Here is an 18385-nt window from a genome sequence, read left to right on the forward strand (position 1 = left end):
GCCGCCGGGCGGGGGTCAGGCGCGGCCGGGCCGCCAGTAGCCGAGCGCGTGGACGCGGTGCTTGGGCAGCGCCAGTTCCTTGCGGACGTACGCGGCCAGGGTGCGGGTCGTGGTGGTGTCGCAGGTGATCCAGGCGTACGCGTCCGGCTCCTCGTCGACCGCCGCGGCGAGCCCCGCCCTGGCCCGCTTCACCAGCTCGGCACCGGAGGCGCCCCGCTCGACGAAGTGCACCTCGTGCAGGTCGGGGTCGGTGCGCAGGGGCAGGTCGCGGTCGCTCGCGTGCTGGGTCTCGAACCAGATCGTCGCGGGCGTGCCGGGCACCGCGTCGAGCAGCGAGTTCACGGCGGGCAGCGACGCCGGGTCACCCATCACCAGCAGGCGCGAGGGGGCCGGTTCGGGCGCCTCGAAGCCGGTGCCCTGCACGGTCGCGTCGATGGTGTCGCCGGGCGCGGCCTTGCGCGCCCACTCGCTGGCACAGCCGTCGTGCAGCGCGAACTCCAGGGCGAAGGTGCCCGCCTCCAGGTCCGGGTCGACCAGGGTGTAGGCGCGCTGGTGCGGTTTGCCCGCGTTGTCGAACCACAGGCGCACCCACATCGTGGGGTGCATGCCCGTCCGCGCGAGCATGCCGCCGTCGGTGAGGCGCAGCCGCCGGTAGTGCTCGGTGACGTCCTCGGCGCCGGTCACCGTGAACCGGAAGTCCTTGCCGCGCAGCAGCTTGAGGACGACGCCCTCCCAGCCGTGGCCCACGCCGGTCTCCTCCCCCTGGAACGACCGGGCCGATCGGCGTGACCGGACCGATCGGAATGATCGAGTAAGGCAAGCCTAACCTACGCCGGACCTCCAGGACTCCACCGGTTCCGACCGACCGCGGCCGGGCCGCCGCCCTCACACCCCGCCGAGCAGCCGCGTGAGCCCCCGGTCCAGGTCGAGGCCCGCCTCCTCGCCGTCGGCGCCCACGACCGCGTACGACCGCAACAGGAACCGCCGCAGCGCGGCCCGGTCGAACTGCACGAGGGCGAGACCGTCCGGGGCGTGGAACTCCAGGACCGTCCGCGCCCGCCCGCACGGCCAGATGTGCACGTCCCCCGTGCCCGCCGGGGCGCCCAGGCCCGCCTCAAGGAGGCTGCGCGCGAACACCCAGGAGACCTCGGCGCCGTCGAGGGACACCTCGGGCGGAAAGGTGACCTCCACCGCGAGCGGGTCGGACGCGGCGTAGCGGAGCGTCACGGACACCGGGCGCTCACGGCCCTCGGGGGTGATCAGACGGGCGCGGGCTGACTGTTCGAGCGTGACGGCCATGGTCGGGCTCCCCTTCTGCCTCTGGCGATTCCTTGCCCCTTCGACCTGGTGACGGGTGCCCTGATTACGGAAGGACAGGAAGAGATCTCTGTGACCTGCGCCACTCTCCGCCCATAAGTCGGACATTTGTCACTTAGAGTTTCGAACTCACCCGCACCCCCACAGTGGGTCAGGAGAGTGTCCTGCCATGTCCGACGTCCCCCAGACGTCCCCCAGACGTCCCTCCAGACGTCCCCTCAGACGTCCCCCGCGAGATATCTCCCGTCTCCCGGGAGGCTCCCCACGTCTTCCGTGAGACCACCGAGGGGGTCTTCCGTGAGACCGCCACCGCGCCGGGCCCCGCCACGGCCGCGTACGCGCGCGTGTACGAGGCCGAGCATCCACGCCTGGTCGCCTACGCCCGCTCGCTGACCGGCGACGACTGGGTCGCCGACGACCTGGTCGCCGAGGCGCACTTCCGTGTCTGGCGGCGGCTCGCCGCCGGGCACGAGATCGACAACGTGCCCGCGTACCTCATGACGACCGTGCGCCACCTGGCGGCGTCGGTGGGGCGCGCCGCCGCCCGCGAGACGCCCCGCGACCCGCAGGGCCACGAGACGGTCGAGGTCACCGCCGCCGAGGGCGCGGACGACCCCGCGGCCCGGGTGTCCTCCGTCGACCTGCTCCGCCGCGTCCTCGGGCAGCTGCCCGAGCGGTGGGTGAAGGCCCTGTGGCTCGCCGAGGCCGAGGGGCAGCCGCTCGACGCCGTCGGGCGGGGCATCGGCGCCGGGCGCGGCGCCACGGCCGTGCTGCTGCACCGGGCCCGCGAGGGCATGCGCCAGGCCTTCCTGCGCGCCCACCCCGGCTCGCCCGAGAGCCCGGCGTGCGAGCCCCACTGGGACCGGATGCCCGCGCACATCCGCGGCGAGGCCTCCGCCCGGCAGTCGCGGACCCTCCTCGCCCACGTCGACGGCTGCGCCGACTGCCGCGCCCGGCTCGCCCTGCTGACCCGCGCCAACCACCGCCTGCCCGCGCTCGTGGGCCCGGCGCTGCTGCTCTTCGCGCTCGGCGGCACGGGCAAGTTCCTGGTGCCGCTGACCGTGGGCGCGGGGGCCGGGGCCGCCGCCGCGACCGGCTCCGGCCTTCCGGGGCACTCCGGGCTCTTCCACGGCGTACGGCACGTCCTCACCGCGGGCGGGAAGCTGCCCGGCGCCGTGGCCGGGGCCGTCGGCACGGCCGTGGCCGGGGCCGCGGTCGCCGCCGGGCTCGTCATCGGCGGCGTCGGCGGCACGGCGGGCCCGCCCCGGGCCGCCGCGGTGGACACCGGAACCGTCACCGGCACGCAGCAGGCGCCCCGCCAGGCGGAGGGCACACGGCCGCCGGGCGGGCCGGGCGCCACCGAGCCCCGGCCCCGCGCCGAGGCGGCACCGGAAGCGCCCCCGGCGCCCCAGGCACCCGAAGCACCCCAGGCGCCGGAAGCACCACCGCGGCCGCCGGAAGCGAGCACCCCGCAGCCGCGGCCAACACAGCCCCAGGTCCCGCAGCCGGACGAGCCCGCCCAGGCCGCGCCCAACCCGCCCGCTCCCGCCGGGCCCGCCCCGACCGCCCCCGAGACCGAGCCCGCCCCCGACCGGCCGACCCCGGCCCCGCGCCCCGAAGCCCCGGAGCCAGCCCCACCCGCGCCCGTCACCGCGCCCACCCCCGAGCCGCCCCCGGAACCGGCCACCCCACCGGTCCCCACCCCGGCCCCGACCCCCACCCCCGTACCGACACCGACTCCCGTACCGACCCCACCCCCGACGCCCACCCCGGTCGACCCGACCCCACCCCCAGAGCCGACACCGACACCCACACCGACGCCGACGCCCACACCCACGCCCAAGCCGCACCCGACGCCGCCGCCGCGCCCGGAGCCCGGCATCGGGCCGACCTGTGAGCATGTGCACGGCCCCGTCTGGGTGTGCCCCGGCGACTGAGGGGTGCTCGACGCCGTCGCGGCGAGAGGGTAGGAGTACGAGGCGTGTCGTCGCCTCAAGGTCATCACCAAGGCCAGCGCCGGGACCCCGGTCCCGGCCGTCGTCCGGGCCAACACGCCGTCGCCGGTCGCGTGTCCGCGCGCGACGCCCTCGCGGCCGTCGCGGCGGACTTCGTCGAACTGCCCGTGCCCGAGCGGCCCGGCCGGGCGGACGGCCCGCTGTCCTGGGCCGGGTACGACGGGGCACGGGCCGCCGCGCGGGAGCGGACCGGCGAGTCGGAGTCCGTGGTGTGCGGCACGGCGACCGTCGGCGGCACCCGTGCCGTGCTGGTCTCCTTCGAGTTCCGCTACCTGGGCGGTTCGCTCGGCGAGCGCACCGGGGACCGCCTGGAGGCGGCGTACGCGGCGGCGCGGGCCGAGCGGCTGCCCCTGGTGTCGCTCGTCGCGACGGGCGGCAGCCGGATGCAGGAAGGCATGCGCGCGCTGCTCCAGCTCCAGCGCGTCGCCGCCCAGTCGGCGCTCAACCGCGCGGCCGGGCTGCCGCAGCTCGCCGTGGTCCGCGATCCGACGACGGGCGGCGGCTGGGCGACGCTGGGCGCGGGCGCCGACGTCGTGCTCGCGCTGCCCGGGGCGCAGGTCGGCTTCGCGGGCTCGCGGGTCCGGCCGCCCGCCGCGGACCCGGCGGCGTACACGGCGGAGGGCCAGCTCGCGGCGGGCGCCGTGGACGCCGTCGTGGCACCGCGGGACCTGCGCCCGCGGCTCGCGCACTGGCTGCGGCTGCTCACCTCGCCCGCGCCCGGCCCCGCCGAGCCGCCGCGCGCGCTGGCGGCGGCCGAGCCGCCCGCGAGCGGCTGGGAGGCGGTCCGCCGGGCCCGCGCTCCGGAGCGCCCGCGCGCCGAGGCCTATCTCGACGCCTACTTCTCCTCCCGCGAGCCCGTCAGCGGCGACCGCTGCGGGGGCACGGACGCGGGCATGCTGTGCGGATTCGGCCTGCGGGACGGGCGGACGGTCGCGTACGCGGCGCAGTGCGGCACCGCCACCCGGCCCGCCGGTTACCGCACGGCCGCCCGGCTCATCCGGCTCGCCGACCGGCTCTCGGTGCCCGTGCTCACGCTGATCGACACGCCGGGCGCGGCCAACGACGCCGAGGCGGAGCGGGCCGGGGCGGGCGCGGCGATCGCCGACGTGTTCGCCGCCGTCGCCGACGCGCGAGTGCCCGTCACCTCCCTGGTCGTCGGCGAGGGCGGCTCGGGCGGCGCGCTGGCGCTCGCGGCGCCCGGCCGCACCTGGGCGACGCCCGACAGCTACTTCTCCGTGATCGCCCCCGAGGCGGCGGCCGCCATCCTCAAGCGCCCGCGCGAGGCGGTGCCGTCGCTCGCCGACGAACTGCGGCTGCGCCCGCAGGACTTGGTGGACCTGGGGGTCGTCCAGGGCGTCGTGTCCCCGTGAGGCGTCCGGGCGGGCCCCGTGACCGGGCCCGCTCCGCCGTGCGGGATCGGGCCGGGCGTTGCAGGATGGCCGCATGTTGTTCGCCCGGGTAGCGGAGGTGTCCAAGGGGGTGGCGGCGTCCGCGCGGTCGCGGAAGATCGCGCTCCTCGCGGAGCTGTTCCGCGCCGCGGACCCCGAAGACGTACCCCTGGTCATCCCGTATCTGGCGGGCAGGCCCCCGCAGGGGCGGCTCGGGGTGGGGTGGAGCGCGCTGAAGGACCCCGCCGCCCCGGCGGCCGAGCCGACGCTCGCGGTGCGCGACGTGGACGCCGCGTTCACCGCGCTCGCCGCGGTGTCCGGCGCCGGTTCGCAGGCCGAACGGCGGCGGCTCGTACAGGAGTTGCTGGGGGCGGCGACGGCGGACGAGCAGCGGTTGCTGTTCGGGCTGCTGACCGGGGAGGTGCGCCAGGGCGCCCTGGACGCGGTGGCCGTGGAGGGCCTGGCGGAGGCGACGGGGACACCGGCGGCGGGGGTGCGCCGGGCGGTGATGCTGGCGGGGGCGCTGGTGCCGGTGGCGCGGGCGCTGCTCGCGCGGGGCCCGGACGCGCTCGGCGACTTCCGCCTGACGGTGGGGCGGCCGGTGCAGCCGATGCTGGCGCACAGCGCGGCCTCGGTGGGCGAGGCCGTCGACAAGCTGGGGCCGTGCGCGGTCGAGGAGAAGCTGGACGGCATCCGCGTCCAGGTGCACCGCGACGGCGACTCCGTCCGCGTGTACACCCGCACGCTCGACGACATCACCGACCGGCTTCCCGAACTCACCGCGGCGGCCAGGGAGTTGAGGGGCCGCCGGTTCATCCTGGACGGCGAGGTCATCGCGCTCGACGGCGCCGGGCGGCCGCGGTCCTTCCAGGAGATCGCCGGGCGGGTCGGCTCCCGGGTCGACGTGGCCGCCGCGGCGGCCGAACTGCCGCTGTCCCCCGTCTTCTTCGACGCGCTGTGGATCGACGACGAGGACCTCCTCGACCTGCCGCTGCGCGCCCGCCACGCGGAGCTGGCCCGACTGGTGCCCGCGCCGATGCGGGTGCGCCGCGCGGTCGTCGACGACCCCGCCGACGAGGCGGCCCGGGGCGCCGCGGACGACTTCTTCCGGGCGACGCTGGCGCGCGGCCACGAGGGCGTGGTCCTCAAGGGCCTCGACGCCCCCTACAGCGCGGGCCGCAGGGGCGCCTCCTGGCTGAAGGTCAAACCGGTGCACACCCTGGACCTGGTGGTGCTCGCCGCGGAGTGGGGGCACGGGCGGCGCACCGGCAAGCTGTCCAACCTGCACCTGGGGGCGCGGCGCGCCGACGGCTCGTACGCGATGCTCGGCAAGACCTTCAAGGGCATGACCGACGCGATGCTCGCCTGGCAGACCGAGCGGCTCGGCGAACTGGCCGTCAGCGACGACGGGTCCGTGGTGACCGTGCGCCCCGAGCTGGTGGTGGAGATCGCCTACGACGGGCTGCAGAAGTCCACGCGCTACCCGGCGGGCGTGACGCTGCGGTTCGCCCGGGTGGTGCGCTACCGGGAGGACAAGACGGCGGCCGAGGCGGACAGCGTGGAGACGGTGCTCGCGGGCGGCCGGGCACCGGGCTGACGGCCCGCCCGCACCCGACCGCCGCCCCGCGGCCACGACCGCCGCCCCACGGCTAATCGGGTCGCCCGCGCCCGCCCCGCGAACTAGCCTTGCCGCCCATGAACACGCCCCTGAACACCCTGGAAGAGATCCACGGCGTCCCCGTCCTCCGCTGCGCCGCCGAGGGGAACCTCCTCGCCGCCGAACAGGACGCGCTGGACCTCATCGGCGAGTGCTCGTACCAGGGCGGCCAGTGGGCCGTCGTCCCCGCCGAGCGGTTCGACGACGCGTTCTTCCGGCTCCGCACGCGCCTGGCGGGCGACATGATCCAGAAGTTCGCCCAGTACCGCGTCGGCCTGGTGGTCCTCGGCGACATCTCCCGGCACGTCGAGGCCAGTTCGGCCCTGCGGGACTTCGTGCGCGAGTGCAACCGGGGGCGACAGACGTGGTTCCTCGCCGACGAGGAGGAGCTGCGGGAGAAGCTCAGCGGCTGACGGCCCGGAGTCCGGGACACTGGACCATTCATACCCTCCGGGGGTACCTTCGGACGTCCTGGCGGAGCGGAGGGGAGCGTGCGCTCATGGGCGGTGTCGAGGGGTTCGCCGAGGACGGCTACGGCGCGGTGCGGCAGGTCTTCGAACGGCTCGTGGCCGACGGCACGGAGACCGGCGCGGGCCTCTCGGTCTGGCGGGACGGCCGCGAGGTCGTGCGGCTGAGCGGCGGCTGGGCGGACGAGGAGCGGCGGCGGCCGTGGCGCTCCGACACGCTCGTCCAGCCGTACTCGCTGTCCAAGGCGTTCGTCACCCTCACCGCCCTGACGGCGGTGCGCGCGGGCGCCCTCGCGCTCGACGAGCCGATCGCCCGGCACTGGCGGGCGTACGGGGCTCGCGGCAAGGAGCGCACCACCCTGCGCCACGTGCTCACGCACCGCGCGGGCCAGCCCCGCTTCCCCGCCGAGGCCGCGGGCCTCGACCTGCTCGACGACGCCGCGCTCCGCGACAGCCTGGCCCGCTCGGCCCCGGAGTACGCCCCCGGGACCGGGCTCGGCGAACACGCCCTGACGTACGGCCACTTGGTCGACGGGCTGCTGCGCGCGGGCGCCGGGACCACGCTCGGGGAGCTGTTCGACGGCGTGGTGCGCCCCGCGCTCGGCCTCGACGCCTGGTTCGGGGTGCCCGACGACGCCCTGCACCGCGTCGCCGACCTCGTCCACGGGCCCGCGGACTGGCCCGAGCGGCTGCACGCGGCGCCCTGGCTCGCCGTCCCGGCGGGCGCCCTGGACGTGGACCGGATGAACGCGCGCAGCTGGCGGCAGTCCGTCTTCGGCGCGGTCAACCTGCACACCACCGCGACCGCCGTGGCCCGCTTCTTCGCGCAGCTGACGAGCGCGGACGGCCCGGTGCGCGCCCTGCTCGGCCCCGAGCTGCACGCCGAACTCCTCGCCTCCCAGGTCACGGGCTTCGACGAGGTGTTCGGCACCGAGATCACCTGGACCCTCGGCTTCGTCCGCGACCGGGGAAGATCGCCAAGGGGGGCATCGGCGGCTCTGCCGCTTGGTGGTCCCTGCGGCACCAGCACGCGTGCGCCTACCTCACGCGCCGCCTCGACGACCACGCGCGCGCCGCCGAGATCGCCGCCGCGCTGGGCGACGACCTGACGGTGGTGGGCGAGGACTGAGCGCCAGCGGCCCGGCGGCTCGCCGTTCCGAAGCGTCGCGCGCCCTTCGAACGTTTCGCGGGCCCGCGGCGTCACAGGGGCAACCGTCACGAAAGGCCGCCATGACCCTCGTACGCCACCGACACCGCCACCGCCCCCGCGCAACGGCCGCTGCCGCGGTCGCCCTCTGCACCCTCGCCCTGGCCACGGCCTGCGGCGACGACACCCCCTCGGCGCGGACCAAGCCGGACCCCGCCCCGACCAGGGCCCCCTGGGAGGAGCCCGCCGCCTACGCCTACACGCTGACGTCCACGCGGGGCGAGCGCCCGCTGATCGGCACATTTCGCGTGACGGTCCAAGGAGGCAAGGTCGTGAAGGCGGTCGGCCTCGACGCCAGCGGCCGCCGTGTGGTCAAGCGGTCACCCGAGCACATCCCCACCCTCAGCGGGCTGCTGCGCGAGATGGAGGCGGCCCGGCGCGGCGACGCCGAGACCGTGACGGCCCGGTACGCGCCCGACGGGCACCCGGTGAGGATCTTCATCGACTGGGAGAAGGCCGCGCTCGACGACGAGGCCGCGTACGCCGTCAGCGCGTACGAGCCGATGCCGTACCGCCTGGCCCGGCCGGAGACGGCCACGCGGACGTCCGGCGGCTGAGCCCTGGCCCGGCCGCCGGACGTCCCCCGGGCACGGCACGGCCCTACTCGGGTCCGCGGGCTACCCCTGGGGCGGGCCCTGCTGGCCCTGGTCCGTACCGAACTGCTGCTTGAGCTTCTCCTGGGCCGTGTCCACCTGGCTGCTGTACTTGCCCTGGGTCTTCTCGTCGACGAAGTCGCCCGCCTTGTCGATGCCCTGACCGGCCTTGTCCTCGTGGCCCTTCAGCATCTGCTTGAGCTTGTCCAACACGGACATCGTGGCCTCCTCAGTGGTAGCCGACACTTACAGGGTCACCGCCTTCCGGCTGATCCGCATCCGCTGGCACGGCCATCCGGGTGAGCCGCAGTCACCTTCCTGGCCCAGGAACTGTTACGTGGTGCGGCAGCGCGTGACGAGTGCCCGACCTCCGGCGCTCCGACGGCATGGCCGTCGCGTTCCGTAGAGCGCGCCGCCGGGAAGGATGAACGACCGTGAAGATCGCCAAGGCCGCTGTCGGTGTGATCGGCGTCGCGATGGCTCTGGGTGCCGCTGCCCCCGCCATGGCCGCCGCCGATCCGCTGGCGGGCGCGACGCAGCTCCTCGGCCCCGACGCGCCCGCCCCCGGCAAGGGCAGCGTCAAGACCCCGCTGAAGGACGTCGACGTCAACGGGCTCGTCGGCACCGTCGACAAGACCGCCAAGACGCTCAAGACCGAGAAGGTCACCGGCGCCACGACGCAGCTCGGCGGCGCTTCCTGACGGCACCCCCGCGTGCGGGCGCGGCGCTCCGGTCCGTCCGGGGCGCCGCGCCCTTGTGCGTGCGCCGCCGCCCCGGGCCCTTCCGCACGGCGGCGGGCGCACCCGCCCCCGGCTGACCAGCGCCATGTCACAACTCCCCGCCGCCACGCCACTGTTGAGCGGAGCGCCGCGGGCCGAGCGGTGCCGGAGAGAAGGGCAACGCACGTGGATCCTGTCGTGGCCGGGGCCGGGGCGACCGTGCTCGTGAGCGTGGTCAGCGGCGTCGTGACCGTGGTACGCCAGTGGCTCGGCAGGGAGGTGGAGCTGGCCCGCGTCGCCCACGAGGCGGTCACCGAACGCGTGCGGCACGCCGGGCCCCGGGCCGTGCTGCGGGACACCTCGCACGGCGCGCGGGCGCGGGTGGTCCTCGCGCCCGCCGCGTCCCTCCCGGCGCCGGACGAGGCCGCCCCCGCCGGGATCGGGGGTGGCCGCCGTGGAGGAGACCGCCAGCGCTGAGCTGAGCCCGCCGCGGCCCCTGGAGGCGGAGTCGGCGGCGCTGCCCGGCCGGGAGCTGGCGGAGGAACTGCACCAGACGGAGTACCCGGCCCTCGTGCGGTTCCTGCTGCTGCACGGCGCGTCCTGGAGCGAGGCGCAGGACGCCGCGCAGGACGCGTTCACGCAGATGTGCGCGCCGGGCGTGGCCATCCGCTATCCGAAGGCGTGGCTGCGCACGGTCGCCTGGCGCTCCTGGGTGACGCAGCAGGTCAGGCCCGAGGACACCTGCGCCCAGCCGCCGGAGCCGCGCGTGGTGGTGCGCTGGCAGACACCCGCGCACGCGGCGGAGCTGGACGAGGAGGCCCGGCGCGTCACGGCCCTGCTCCTGGAGCTGCCCGCGAAGCAGCGGGCCGCGATGGCCTGGCACCTGGACGGCTTCACCACCCAGGAGAGCGCCCGCGCCATGGGCACCACCCAGGCCGCGGTCCGGCAGAACCTGGCCCGCGCCCGGGCCGCCCTGCGTACGGGCCTCGGCCTGGAGGGCGCCGACACGGCACGCGACGTACACGGGGAGCGGCGATGACGCACGCGGGCGACCGGCACGAGGGCGCCGGGCCCGCCGCCGACGGGCTCGGTGGCCTCGACGGGCTCGACGGGCTGCTGCACGCCGTGCACCGGCGCCTCGGCGTCGTCGTGCACGACCGGCTGACGGGCCAGGGCGGCCCGCCGGAGCTGCGCGACCCCGAGCTGGCCCTGGACCGGCTGCTCGCGTCCGCCCACCGGCGCACGGGTGACGCGGTCGGCGAACGGCTCGCCCGGGAGGCGCGGGACGCCGGTGGGGCGCGGGCGACGCGGGGCCGACTGCCGCCGGTGGACGGCGGGCTGATGCGCAGGCCCGCCGCGGTGCGGCTCAAGTACCGCCGGGAGGCGCTGCGGACCGTCCGCGCCTTCGGCCGGGTGGACGTGGTGGCGGCGCTCGCGGCCGCCCTGCGCGGTGCCCACCGGCTCGGCGAGGCGGTGGCGGCGGACGAGGCGCGCGGCGTCGTACGGCGTCTCGACGCGCGGCTCGCCGAGGTCCAGCGCGTTCCGACGCCCCGCCGCCGTGCCGCGCCCGTGATCGGCGCCGACTACCTGGCGGCCGTGGAGGACCACCTCGCGCCGCTGGCCGAGCAGCTCGCGGGTTCCGTACGGGACGTGCGGCGGCTGCTCGACGAGGAGCTGGCGCCCTATCTGGCCGACGACGACGGCACCTGGTCGGGCTATCTGCTCGGCGCCGACGTGGTGGCCCAGGACGTCGCCGACGACCTCGCCGTGGCGCACGGCCTGGCCGTGGCCCTGGACCGGGCGGTGCGCGAGGTGGAGCGCGCGTGCAGCGACTTCCGCGGCGCCGACCTGCGGGACGCCAAGCTGGGCGGCGCCCGCCTCGAAGGCATCCGCTGGGACGCGGCCACCGTCTGGCCCGAGGAGTGGGCGGCGCCGATCCGCCGCGCGTCGCTGCCGGTGGGCGGGGAGCGCGGGGTGCTCGTGGTGGCGGCGGAGCCGTACGGCAGCGTGGTGTCGGCCGACGCGTGAGGCCGGGGCGCGGCGCCTGGCGCACGAGGGCCAGCGGCACCGCGCACCGGCCGGTCCCCCCTCCCCGTACCACCAAGGCATGGTCCGGTTAGCCCCAAGGCCAGGCAAAATCCGAACGATAGGGTGTCATGTGCATCTACACGCCCAGGAGACCCGGGAGATCTGTGTCCGCTTCACGTCTGAGCCGAACGCCGCTGCCAGGCATCGGCACGCGCTACGACCTGACCACGCGGGAGCGGCGGCGCCTTTCCGTCGTGGCCCACCGCGACGGCGGGCGCACGCTGAGCGCCTACAGGTCCGACGACCCGGACGCCTGCGCCCTGTCGCTCAGGCTCAGCGCGTCGGAGGCGGCCGCCCTGGTGGACGCCCTGATGCCCGCGCCGCAGAGCGCCGCCGTGCTGCACACCACCGACCTGGGCCTGGTCGCCGAGCGCATCGAGATCGCGACGGCCTCGTACTGGAACGGGCGGCTGCTCGGCGAGACCCGGATGCGCACCGAGACCGGCGCCTCCGTCGTGGCGGTGCTGCGGCGCGCGGACGCCATTCCGTCGCCCGCGCCGGACTTCCGGCTCGCGGGCGGCGACACGCTCATCGTGATCGGCACCCGTGAGGGCGTGGAGAGCGCCGCGACGATACTCGGCCGGGAGTGACCGCGTGCATTCTGCCGTGCTGTTGATCGAATTCGGCGCCATCATCCTCGCGCTCGGGCTGCTCGGCCGGTTCGCGGGGCGGTTCCAGCTCTCGCCGATCCCGCTGTACCTGCTGGCCGGGCTCGCGTTCGGCACGGGCGGCGTGCTGCCGCTCGGCGCGAGCGAGGAGTTCGTCGCCATCGGCGCCGAGATCGGCGTCATCCTGCTGCTGCTCATGCTGGGCCTGGAGTACACGGCCAGCGATCTCGTCAGCAACCTCAAGACGCAGTACCCGGCGGGCCTGGTGGACTGCGCCCTGAACGCCGTGCCGGGCGCGGTCGCCGCGCTCCTCATGGGCTGGGGGCCGGTCGCCGCCGTCGTCCTCGCCGGGGTCACCTGGATCTCGTCCTCCGGCGTCATCGCCAAGGTGCTCGGGGACCTCGGGCGGCTCGGCAACCGCGAGACCCCGGTCATCCTGAGCATCCTCGTCCTCGAAGACCTGGCGATGGCGGTCTACCTGCCCATCATCACCGCGCTGCTCGCCGGTGTCGGCTGGGCCGCGGGCAGCCTGACGCTCGCGATCGCGCTCGGCGCCGCGAGCCTGGTGCTCTTCGTCGCGGTCCGCTACGGGCGGCTCATCTCGCGCTTCGTCTCCAGCGACGACCCGGAGAAGCTGCTGCTCGTCGTCCTCGGCCTGACCATCCTGGTCGCGGGCATCGCCCAGCAGCTCCAGGTGTCCGCCGCGGTGGGCGCGTTCCTGGTCGGCATCGCGCTGTCCGGCGAGGCCGCCGAGGGCGCGCACAGCCTGCTCGCGCCGCTGCGCGACCTGTTCGCCGCGGTGTTCTTCGTCTTCTTCGGGCTGCACACCGATCCGGCGAGCATCCCGCCGGTGCTGCTGCCCGCGCTCGCGCTGGCCGTCGTCACCGCGGCCACCAAGGTCGCCACGGGCTACTGGGCGGCGCGCCGGGCCGGGATCTCCGTCAAGGGACGCTGGCGGGCGGGCGGCACGCTCGTGGCGCGCGGCGAGTTCTCCATCGTGATCGCGGGGCTCGCCGTCAGCGCGGGCATCGAGCCGTCGCTCGGCCCGCTCGCCACGGCGTACGTGCTGATCCTCGTGGTCATCGGGCCGCTGACGGCGCGCTACGCGGAGCCGCTTGCGGCGCTCGTGGGCGGCGCGCGGCGCCGGGAGACCGCGGAGGCCACCGAGGGCAGGGGCGGCGCGGAGGGCGCCGTGCGCTCCGAGGGCCCCGTGGCCGAGCCGGAGCGCCCGGCGGCCCGCCCGGCCCCGGAGGCCGTCGACGTGGACTGACCCCGGGACCGGCCCGCGCCCCGTCGGTCCCGCCACCGCGCGGACCCGCCCGCACCTCGCGGGCCGGTCCCCCGTCCGGCCCGCAACCGCGCGCCGCGGACCGGCCCGCCGCGCCCGGTCCGGCCCGCGCCCCGCAGGCCGCCGCACGCCCTGCTCACCGCCCCGCGCCCCCTCGCCCGTTCGGCCCAGGTCGCGGGTCGTGAGCAGGGCGTTTAGCGTGTGACGGGGGTGCCGTGCGAGGTGGGGGGACTTGGAGGTCAGCATGGACCGCGCGCCGGGCCCCGATCCCGTACCGCACGACACTCCCCAGCCCGTGCCACAGGACCCGCCGGGCACCGCCCCGCGTACCGCCGCACAGGCCGCCGAGCCGCCCCCGGCGCACCTCGCGCACCACGCGGGCGGCAAGCACGAGCACCGCTGGCTGATCCTCGCCGTGATCGCCGTCGCGCAGCTCATGGTGGTCCTGGACGCGACGATCGTGAACATCGCGCTCCCGTCCGCACAGCGCGACCTGGGCTTCAGCGACGGCAACCGGCAGTGGATCATCACCGCGTACGCGCTCGCCTTCGGCAGCCTGCTGCTGCTCGGCGGGCGCATCGCCGACCTGGTCGGCCGCAAGGCGGTGTTCATCGCCGGACTCGCCGGGTTCGCGCTGGCCTCGGCGCTCGGCGGCGCCGCCACCGGCTTCACCATGCTGGTCGTCGCCCGCGCGCTCCAGGGCGTGTTCGGCGCGCTGCTCGCGCCCGCCGCACTCTCCCTGCTCACCACGACGTTCACCGATCCGCGCGAGCGCGCCAAGGCGTTCGGGATCTACGGCGCCGTCGCGGGTTCCGGCGCCGCGGTGGGGCTGCTGCTCGGCGGCGTCCTGACGGAGTATCTGGACTGGCGCTGGTGCCTGTACGTGAACCTGGCCTTCGCCGCGGTCGCGATGATCGGCGGCGCGCGGCTCCTCCACCCGGGGGCGCCGCCGGACCGGCCCAAGCTCGACGTGCCGGGCACGCTGCTGGTCTCCGCGGGCCTGTTCTGCGTCGTCTACGGCTTCTCCAACGCCGAGACGCACGCCTGGGGCGACTGGATGGTCTGGGGGTTCCTGGTCATCGGCGTCGTCCTGGTCGCGGCGTTCGCCTGGTGGCAGACGCGGGCCGCGCATCCGCTGCTGCCGCTGCGGGTGGTCCTCGACCGGGACCGCGGGGCGTCGTTCCTCGCGATGTTCATCTCCGGCGCGGGCATGTTCGGGGTGTTCCTGTTCCTGACGTACTACCTCCAGCAGATCCTCGGGTACTCGCCGATCAAGACGGGGCTCGCGTTCCTGCCGCTGGTCGCGGTGATGGTCGTGGTGTCCGTCCTGACCACCAACGTCCTGGTGCCGAGGTTCGGCGCGAAGCCGATCGTGCCGCTCGGCATGGGCCTGTCGGCGGCGAGCATGGTGTGGCTGACGGCGCTCGGCACGGGCAGCGGCTACCCCGCGCACGTCCTGCCGCCGCTGCTGGTGATGGGCCTCGGGCTCGGCCTGGTCTTCGCCCCGGCGATGAGCATGGCCACCGCGGGCGTGGCCGCGCACGACGCGGGCGTGGCCTCCGCGATGGTCAACACCAGCCAGCAGGTGGGCGGTTCCATCGGCACGGCCCTGCTCAACACCCTCGCCACCAGCGCCGCCACCCACTACCTGTCCGGCAGGCGACCGACGCCCGAGGTCCAGGCGCAGGCGCAGATCCACAGCTACGAGACGGCGTACTGGTGGTCGGCGCTGTTCTTCGCCGTCGGACTCGCCGTGACGTTCGTCCTGTACCGCAGGGGACGGCCCGCGGGCAGCCACCTCGGCGACGGCGCCGTCCACATGTGAGCGGCGCGCCGATGACGACCCCCGGACCCGACGCGGGCGGCGTCGCGCTGGCCTCGCCCCGGGGCCGGTGGGTGCTTGCCTGCGCGGTCCTCGCGTCCGGCATGGCCCTGCTCGACGGCACCGTGGTCAACGTCGCCCTGCCGACCCTCGGCCGCGACCTCGGCGCCTCGCTCTCCGCGCTCCAGTGGGTCGTCAACGCCTACATGCTGACGCTGTCCGCGCTGCTGCTGCTCGGCGGAGCGCTCGGGGACCGCGTCGGGCGGCGGCGCACCCTCGTCATCGGCGTGGTGTGGTTCGCGCTGGCGTCCGCCCTGTGCGGGCTCGCGCAGGACGCGGGCACGCTCATCGCGGCACGGGCACTGCAGGGGGTGGGCGGCGCGCTGCTCACGCCCGGCTCGCTGGCGCTGGTGCGGTCCGCGTTCCAACAGCGCGACCAGGCGAGGGCGGTGGGCGCCTGGTCGGGGCTCGGCGGGGTCGCCGGGGCGGTCGGGCCCTTCCTCGGCGGCTGGCTGATCGACGGGCCGGGCTGGCGGTGGATCTTCCTGATCAATGTGCCGCTGGCCGCCGTGGTGCTCCTCGCGGCGCGGCACGTCCCGGAGAGCCGGGACGAGGACGCCGCCGCACAGCGGTTCGACGTGCCGGGCGCGGTGCTGGCCGCGCTGTTCCTGGCGGGCGTGAGCTTCGCGCTGATCGGGGCGTCGGGCGACGCCTCGGTGGCGGGCACCGTCCTGCCGGGGCTCGGCGGGCTGCTCGCGGGCGTCGCCTTCCTGGTCGTGGAGCACCGGCGGCGCGATCCGATGCTGCCGCTCGGCCTGTTCCGCTCCGGCCTGTTCTCCGCGGCGAACGCCATGACGCTGTGCCTGTACGCGGCGATCGGCGGCATCCTGTTCCTGCTGCCGGTCCAGTTGCAGACGACGCTCGGCTACGACGCGCTCCAGGCCGGTACGGCGACGCTGCCCATCACGGTCCTGATGCTGCTGCTCTCGGCCCCCGCGGGCGACCTGGCGCGGCGCGTCGGCCCGCGCCTGCCGCTGTGCGCGGGCCCGCTGGTCGCCGCGGCGGGCGTCCTGCTGATGCTGCGCGTGGGTCCGGGTGCCTCGTACGCCGCTGACGTGCTGCCCGCGGTCGTCGTGCTCGGCCTCGGCATGAGCGTGTTCGTGGCGCCGCTGACCGCGACCGTGCTCGCCTCGGTGGACGCCGCTCGCGCCGGGCTCGCCAGCGGCGTGAACAACACCGCCGCCCGCATCGCCCAGCTCCTCGTCGTCGCCGCGCTGCCGCTCGCCGTGGGCCTCAGCGGCACCGCGTACACGGACGCCGACGCCCTGGACACCGCCTTCGACAAGGCGGCCTGGGGCTGCGCGGGACTGTTCGCCCTGGCGGCCCTGGCCGCGGCGCTCTTCGTCCGGCCCCGGCCCGCCGACTGGCACGACGAGGCGGGCAACGAACCGCACTGCAAGGCCAACGTGGCGGTGTCGGCGCCGCCGCTGGAGCCGGGGGCGTGCGGCGACGAGTGACGGACGGCGTGTGCCCCCGTGGCGCCCTGCTGGTACGCCGCACCCGTTCCGCTCACACGTCCCGTACGAACAGCGTCACCGTCACGCTCTCCGTGAAGCCGTTGCGCCGCATCAGCGCGGCCGACGCGGTGTTGCGGGACTCGACGTCCGTCACGACGGCCGAGGCGCCCGCCTCGGCGAGGCTGGCGCAGCACGCGCGCACCAGGGCGCTGGCGATCCCGCGCCCCTGGTGGGCGGGCGCGCTCGCGATCCACTCCAGGTTGCCCCAGTCGGCGCGCTGGTCGAAGCCCATCGAGCCGAGTACGAACCCGGCGAGCCGCCCGCCGTCGAGCGCCACCCAGCAGGCGGAGGCGTCGGCGTCCATGTGGCCCGCGATGGCGGACAGCGACCACGACGTGTACGGCTTCACGGACGTGTCGTACACCTGGTGGCCGAGCGCGAGGACGTCCGGCACATGGGCGGGCTCCATCGGCGCGAGCGCCACCGGCGGGCGCTCCGCGGCGGCGTCGGAACCGGCGGCTGACCTGGTCATGGGGGCTCCCGGGGGCGGGGCCTTCCGGGGGCTCCGGGCGGCTCGGCCCCACGCTAGGGCGCGCCGCGGCGACGCGCACGCCGGGCGGCGTCCGGGCGACGGGACGCCCGCACCGGGCCGTGTCAACCCTTCGGCGCGGTAACCCAGTTGGCTCAGGGCCCGATGCCGGGCGGCCGCCTCGAAGGGCCTATCGTGTACGCCATGTCCGCTCCCGAGCTGATCCGCATCGTCTCCCGCTCCTCCCCCATGGCGCTGGCCCAGGTGGAGCGCGTACGCACCGAACTCGCCGCGCGCTACCCCGGCATCCGCACCGAAGTCCTGCCCGTGACGACGTCCGGTGACCGCTGGATGGGCGACCTGGCGCAGCTCGGCGGCAAGGGCGCGTTCACCAAGGAGGTCGACGCGGCGCTGGTCGCCGGTGAGGCGGACCTCGCCGTGCACTGCGTGAAGGACGTGCCCGCGGACCGCCCGCTGCCGCAGGGCACGACGTTCGCCGCGTTCCTCAAGCGCGACGACATCCGGGACGCGCTGATCCACCCGAGGGGGCTGACCCTCGACGAGCTGCCCGCAGGCACCCGGATCGGCACGTCGTCGGTGCGCCGCGTCGCGCAGCTCGCCGCGTCGCACCCGCACCTGACCTGCGTGCCGATGCGCGGCAACGCGGGCCGCCGCCTGGAGAAGCTGGCCGCGGGCGACGCGGACGCGCTGATGCTCGCCGTGTCGGGCCTGGAGCGGATCGGCGCGTCGGGCCTGATCTCCGAGGTGCTCTCCGTGGAGACGGTGTGCCCGCCCATCGGCGCCGGGATCCTCGCGCTCCAGTGCCGCGAGGACGACGTCACGACCATCGACGCCGTCAGCGGGCTCGGCGACCGCGACGCGTGGCGGGAGGCCACGGCCGAGCGGATGTTGCTGCACGTCCTCCAGGGGCACTGCAACTCCCCCATCGCCGGGTACGCCCGCAGCGAGCCCGGAGGCGATCTGTCGCTGCGGGCGCGGGTGTTCACGCCCGACGGCAAGCGGGTCCTGAACGCGCACGAATGGGCCGGTCCGCTCGACCCGGCCACGCTCGGCACGTCCGTCGCGGTCTCACTGCTGCGGCAGGGGGCGCGGGAGCTGATCGACTCGATCGCGCACTGACGCCCCACGCCCCCGCCGGGCGGCCCGGAC

Annotated in this window: 19 protein-coding genes; 15 read left to right on the top strand and 4 right to left on the bottom strand. The window is 76.0% G+C overall.

All coding sequences use genetic code 11. From position 1 onward, the window contains the following. Window positions 1-15 precede the first annotated feature (15 nt). Both ACOBQU_RS03335 and ACOBQU_RS03340 read right to left on the bottom strand, forming a co-directional pair. Complete coding sequence (locus ACOBQU_RS03335; RefSeq protein WP_423624392.1) at window positions 16-747, bottom strand: siderophore-interacting protein; 732 nt, start codon at window positions 745-747, stop codon at window positions 16-18. A gap of 138 nt (window positions 748-885) precedes the next feature. Beyond that, window positions 886-1299 carry an SsgA family sporulation/cell division regulator gene (locus ACOBQU_RS03340; RefSeq protein WP_423624393.1) on the bottom strand — a complete coding sequence of 138 codons (414 nt, stop codon included), beginning with the start codon at window positions 1297-1299 and terminating at the stop codon, window positions 886-888. A gap of 362 nt (window positions 1300-1661) precedes the next feature. Between ACOBQU_RS03340 and ACOBQU_RS03345 the strand changes: the two genes are divergently transcribed. The 6 genes from ACOBQU_RS03345 (at window position 1662) to ACOBQU_RS03370 (ending at window position 8608) form a co-directional block, all read left to right on the top strand. Next, window positions 1662-3254 carry a sigma factor gene (locus ACOBQU_RS03345; protein ID WP_423624394.1) on the top strand — a complete coding sequence of 531 codons (1593 nt, stop codon included), beginning with the start codon at window positions 1662-1664 and terminating at the stop codon, window positions 3252-3254. Between the two features lie 131 nt (window positions 3255-3385). Continuing rightward, window positions 3386-4702 (top strand): carboxyl transferase domain-containing protein, encoded by a 1317-nt coding sequence (locus ACOBQU_RS03350; RefSeq protein ID WP_423624395.1) that lies wholly within the window; start codon window positions 3386-3388, stop codon window positions 4700-4702. A 73-nt stretch (window positions 4703-4775) separates the two neighbouring features. Beyond that, window positions 4776-6317, top strand: coding sequence for an ATP-dependent DNA ligase (locus ACOBQU_RS03355; protein WP_423624396.1), 1542 nt, complete (start codon window positions 4776-4778; stop codon window positions 6315-6317). A 98-nt stretch (window positions 6318-6415) separates the two neighbouring features. Continuing rightward, on the top strand, window positions 6416-6790 hold the full coding sequence (locus ACOBQU_RS03360) for a DUF4180 domain-containing protein (RefSeq protein WP_423624397.1): 375 nt from the start codon (window positions 6416-6418) through the stop codon (window positions 6788-6790). Window positions 6791-6876: 86 nt separating this feature from the next. Further along, complete coding sequence (locus tag ACOBQU_RS03365) at window positions 6877-7953, top strand: serine hydrolase domain-containing protein (RefSeq protein WP_423624398.1); 1077 nt, start codon at window positions 6877-6879, stop codon at window positions 7951-7953. A 121-nt stretch (window positions 7954-8074) separates the two neighbouring features. Continuing rightward, complete coding sequence (locus tag ACOBQU_RS03370) at window positions 8075-8608, top strand: DUF6174 domain-containing protein (RefSeq protein WP_423624399.1); 534 nt, start codon at window positions 8075-8077, stop codon at window positions 8606-8608. Between the two features lie 60 nt (window positions 8609-8668). Here ACOBQU_RS03370 and ACOBQU_RS03375 read toward each other — a convergent pair whose 3' ends face one another. Then, window positions 8669-8863 carry an antitoxin gene (locus ACOBQU_RS03375; protein WP_423624400.1) on the bottom strand — a complete coding sequence of 65 codons (195 nt, stop codon included), beginning with the start codon at window positions 8861-8863 and terminating at the stop codon, window positions 8669-8671. A 215-nt stretch (window positions 8864-9078) separates the two neighbouring features. Between ACOBQU_RS03375 and ACOBQU_RS03380 the strand changes: the two genes are divergently transcribed. The 8 genes from ACOBQU_RS03380 (at window position 9079) to ACOBQU_RS03415 (ending at window position 16686) form a co-directional block, all read left to right on the top strand. After that, window positions 9079-9345: a hypothetical protein gene (locus ACOBQU_RS03380; protein ID WP_423624401.1), complete on the top strand. Its 267-nt coding sequence runs from the start codon at window positions 9079-9081 to the stop codon at window positions 9343-9345. A gap of 204 nt (window positions 9346-9549) precedes the next feature. Continuing rightward, window positions 9550-9840 (top strand): hypothetical protein, encoded by a 291-nt coding sequence (locus ACOBQU_RS03385; RefSeq protein ID WP_423624402.1) that lies wholly within the window; start codon window positions 9550-9552, stop codon window positions 9838-9840. Continuing rightward, window positions 9818-10402, top strand: coding sequence for an RNA polymerase sigma factor (locus ACOBQU_RS03390; RefSeq protein WP_423624403.1), 585 nt, complete (start codon window positions 9818-9820; stop codon window positions 10400-10402). The genes ACOBQU_RS03385 and ACOBQU_RS03390 overlap by 23 nt, the downstream gene beginning before the upstream one ends. Then, entirely contained in the window at window positions 10399-11391 is a 993-nt protein-coding gene (locus ACOBQU_RS03395) for a hypothetical protein (protein ID WP_423624404.1), read from the top strand. The genes ACOBQU_RS03390 and ACOBQU_RS03395 overlap by 4 nt, the downstream gene beginning before the upstream one ends. 164 nt (window positions 11392-11555) lie before the next feature. Continuing rightward, on the top strand, window positions 11556-12041 hold the full coding sequence (locus tag ACOBQU_RS03400; protein WP_423624405.1) for a cation:proton antiporter regulatory subunit: 486 nt from the start codon (window positions 11556-11558) through the stop codon (window positions 12039-12041). A 4-nt stretch (window positions 12042-12045) separates the two neighbouring features. Beyond that, window positions 12046-13329 (top strand): cation:proton antiporter, encoded by a 1284-nt coding sequence (locus ACOBQU_RS03405; RefSeq protein WP_423624406.1) that lies wholly within the window; start codon window positions 12046-12048, stop codon window positions 13327-13329. A 262-nt stretch (window positions 13330-13591) separates the two neighbouring features. Then, on the top strand, window positions 13592-15172 hold the full coding sequence (locus ACOBQU_RS03410) for an MFS transporter (protein ID WP_423624407.1): 1581 nt from the start codon (window positions 13592-13594) through the stop codon (window positions 15170-15172). 11 nt (window positions 15173-15183) lie between these two features. Beyond that, complete coding sequence (locus ACOBQU_RS03415) at window positions 15184-16686, top strand: MFS transporter (protein WP_423624408.1); 1503 nt, start codon at window positions 15184-15186, stop codon at window positions 16684-16686. A 52-nt stretch (window positions 16687-16738) separates the two neighbouring features. Here ACOBQU_RS03415 and ACOBQU_RS03420 read toward each other — a convergent pair whose 3' ends face one another. Then, a complete protein-coding gene (locus ACOBQU_RS03420; protein ID WP_423624409.1) occupies window positions 16739-17218 on the bottom strand; it encodes a GNAT family N-acetyltransferase in 480 nt (159 codons plus the stop codon). Window positions 17219-17419: 201 nt separating this feature from the next. On the opposite strand from ACOBQU_RS03420, the gene hemC reads away from it, so the two are divergent. Further along, complete coding sequence (hemC, locus tag ACOBQU_RS03425) at window positions 17420-18355, top strand: hydroxymethylbilane synthase (RefSeq protein ID WP_423624410.1); 936 nt, start codon at window positions 17420-17422, stop codon at window positions 18353-18355. Window positions 18356-18385: the final 30 nt, after the last annotated feature.

The sequence above is a fragment of the Streptomyces sp. G45 genome, assembly GCF_049542095.1.
Classification (GTDB): domain Bacteria; phylum Actinomycetota; class Actinomycetes; order Streptomycetales; family Streptomycetaceae; genus Streptomyces.